This window comes from Mycobacterium sp., assembly GCF_049280035.1.
Classification (GTDB): domain Bacteria; phylum Actinomycetota; class Actinomycetes; order Mycobacteriales; family Mycobacteriaceae; genus Mycobacterium.
The window spans coordinates 1-3107 of sequence record NZ_JBAPPI010000570.1 but is presented as its reverse complement, the minus strand read 5'-3'; the positions used below and the strand labels follow the sequence as shown (position 1 = coordinate 3107).

Genomic DNA, 3107 nt, shown 5'->3' with positions numbered 1-3107 from the left:
CTACGGGCACCGCGCGAGCGCCGAGACGGCCCGACTGGCCAAGCTCGTCGCCGCGCAGGTTTACGGCGAGGCACCCCACCACTCCTACGTATGGGGAGGCTCGGGCGGAGGGCGGCGGTCTCCGCTGTGCCTCGAGAACGCGCCCGACACCTGGGACGGCGCGCTGCCGTTCGCCGGCGGCGGGCCGATCGTGGAGCACGGCAGCACCGAGAAGATCGAGGGCGCCCAGGTGATGTCGTTCGCCACGATGTTCAACTGCCAGCGCCTGCTCGGCGAGAAGACGGACGAGATCGCCGACGCCATGGCGCCCGGCGGGCATGGCGACCCCTTCTTCGGGCTGACCACTCACCAGCGCGAGGAGCTGGCGAGCCTGTACCGGCAGGGCTTTCCGCGCGGCGACGAGTACATGATCGGCAAGCCCCTCGGCCAGATGTGGCTCTGGACCTCGATGGCTACGTCACTGCTCGAGCAGGACCCAAGCTACTTCGAGGACTTCTGGACCAAGCCCGGCTACGTCGGATTCGACCAGCCGGACCTCGTCGAGCGCGATGTCCTGAGTTCACGGGCGACCGTGACGAAGGTGCTCACGGCGCTCGACGTGCTCGAGGATCCACGCTTCCTCGAGCCCCGGCACCAGAACTTCCGGCTGCTGATCATGGTGTTTTCCAGCCTCGGAGCAGACCCCTCGCTGCCCATGGTGGTCGAGCTCGAGGGCCTCGGGGAAACGGGCTACCGGCTCGGCTCGAGTGTCACGATGCTCACGGGCGCGGCGACCGGGCGGCGACTTTACTGCGGAGCCCACGCCGATGACGTCCTTTACTGCGACGGCGTGGGCGATGCCAACCTGCTCCGGTTCACCGATGTGCGGCCCGGCGACGAGGTGCAGGTCGACAACCGTGACTTCCTGGCCTTCCACTACTTCGCCCGGCACCATCTGATGAACGATCCACAATTCGACTCCCTGCGCGTCGACGATCGAGCCGTGTACCCGCAGCACCCCGTGCCGCGGCAGTCGGCCCTCATGGGCGTCGGCTACTCCGGGCTCTACCGCGGCAAGCTCATCTGGGTCCACCACACCAAGGACTCGTCACTGTGGCCCTCGCAGGGGATCATCTACCGCCAGGCCGTGCTGCGGGCCCAAGGGGAGGAGGGCGCCAATGCGCGGTTCCGGCTCCGTTGGGTCGAGAACGCCGAGCATGTCCCTTCGATGATGGTGCCCTCGCTGCCTAACCGGGCCAGCAACACCTGGCTGATCGACTACCTGCCATACATCGAGCAGTCGCTGGCCGATCTGATCGCGTGGGTGGAAGACGGCATCGAGCCCGTCGGCACTGCCTTCGACTATGTCGAGAACCAGGTGATCCTGTCTCCGGTGGCCGCCGAGCGCCGCGGGATCCAAGCGGTCATCGCCGTTACAGTCAACGGCGGCGAGCGAGCCGAGGTGGGGGTGGGCGAAGCGGTCGACCTTCAGCTCCAGGCGACGGTGCCTCCGGGCGCCGGCACGATCATCTCGGCCGACTGGGACTTCGACGGCACCGGCCTCTTCCCGTTCAGCCACGACGGCATCGACGGGTCGGCGGCGTCCATCACGCTCGCCACCAAGCACGCGTTCGATCGGCCAGGCGAGTACTTCGTGACCGGCCGGGTCCACTCGCACCGAGATGGCGACCCAGCCGCGAGCTCGTGCAGGATCGCCAATGTCGCGCAAGTCCGGGTGGTCGTCTCGTAAGTCCGAGCCGTCCGTGGGCGAGACCGAATCCGCCTGACCAAACGAACTGGGAGACGCACTCCGCTGCTGCCTCGAAACTTCAGCAGTCAGCGGGCTAATCACTTCTTCGGGTCAGCCTGCTGAGTCTCTTGCCGCCTCCAGGTCCTGCGTGGAGCCAAACACCACCGTCGTGGCCACGGTCCTGCTCCGCCCCATTACGGTGACACGGGTGAGGCGATTGTCATGGTGAGGGAACGGGTCACGCCGAGCGCAGCCGAAGCCATAGCACAGAGCCTGCGACGACAAATAGTGGATGAGTTTGCCGACGGCGAGCACATTGGCTCTGCGGAGGATCTGATGGATCGCTTCCACGTCAGCGGTCCCACCCTGCGTCAGGCGATGCGCATACTCGAGGCTGAGGGGCTGGTGAAGGTGCGTCGCGGAAACAGCGGAGGATTCTTCGCCAGTACACCGTCGATCGACGTCGTCTCTCGTTCTGCGTCGGCGCTTTTGCGGCGGCAGGGCGCACAACCGGCGGACGTGATCTACATGGCGCAGTTGATCGGCCCAGAGGTTGCTGGGCGCGCGGCGAGCAACCCGGATAAGGCGGCCCGCCAGAGGGTGGCCGACCAAGTAAGCGAGGCGTGGGCTGATGGGACGGACACAACCATAGAGAACGCAGTTAACGCGGCCGTGGGCTTCGGGCGAGTCATGGGCGAGCTCTCTGGTAGCCCATCGCTTGCCCTATTCTCCGCCGTCCTCAGCGATCTCGTCGTCGATCTGCAATCCGAAGTCGCGCGGGCAACTCCGCCGGAGGTGCTGCGGCGATACGCGCGAAGGATTCGTGCGGGACACCAACGCCTTGCGCGCGCCATCGTGAAGGGCGACGCCGATGCAGCCCGCCGAGCGCAGCAGCGGATGAACATCATCGTCACGCCGTAGATTGACCGCATGCGCGGCTCGGAAGCGGCCACTCTGCGTGTTGCACCCACGACGCACCGCACTAACCCACGGGTTGGAGCGACAACACAGTGAAGTAGCGCTGCTTAGCTATGGAGTTGAAATGGCCCGTGCGTTGCCGACGGCGCCGCGCGACAGAAAATGAATCTGATCGTCGAGCTCTAGAGTCACGCGCGCGAGCGTTGGCGCGCAATCCGATGCTTGCCAGCGGAGTCTCGGATGTGCGAAAGTTCATTGTGTTAACAGAATATTCTGTAAACACAATGGTGCCGCGGGTAAGTGGACCGCGCAGAAATATGCGCAACTCACATATGGACTGAGCATTTGCCGGTATCACCGGCGGTCCCGCACCACTCGATACCAGGAGGTACGGTTCGGTGAAATCGGTAACGACGCAGCGGATACTTATTTGGTGGTACTGGGTGTTCGCCTCGATGAC

General features: G+C 65.1%; 2 protein-coding genes. Both read left to right on the top strand.

The window, feature by feature from the left end; genetic code table 11:
* On the top strand, positions 1 to 1729 hold a 1729-nt coding region (locus WAN71_RS18595; RefSeq protein WP_422226742.1), incomplete at its 5' end, for a hypothetical protein.
* Between the two features lie 222 nt (positions 1730 to 1951).
* Positions 1952 to 2650, top strand: coding sequence for a FadR/GntR family transcriptional regulator (locus tag WAN71_RS18590; protein WP_422226741.1), 699 nt, complete (start codon positions 1952 to 1954; stop codon positions 2648 to 2650).
* The last annotated feature ends 457 nt before the right edge of the window (positions 2651 to 3107 follow it).

What these genes read in the sequence shown, in the direction of transcription:
- WAN71_RS18590 (WP_422226741.1), top strand. Translation starts at nt 1,952, where the DNA reads ATGGTGAGGGAACGGGTCACGCCGAGCGCAGCCGAAGCCATAGCACAG.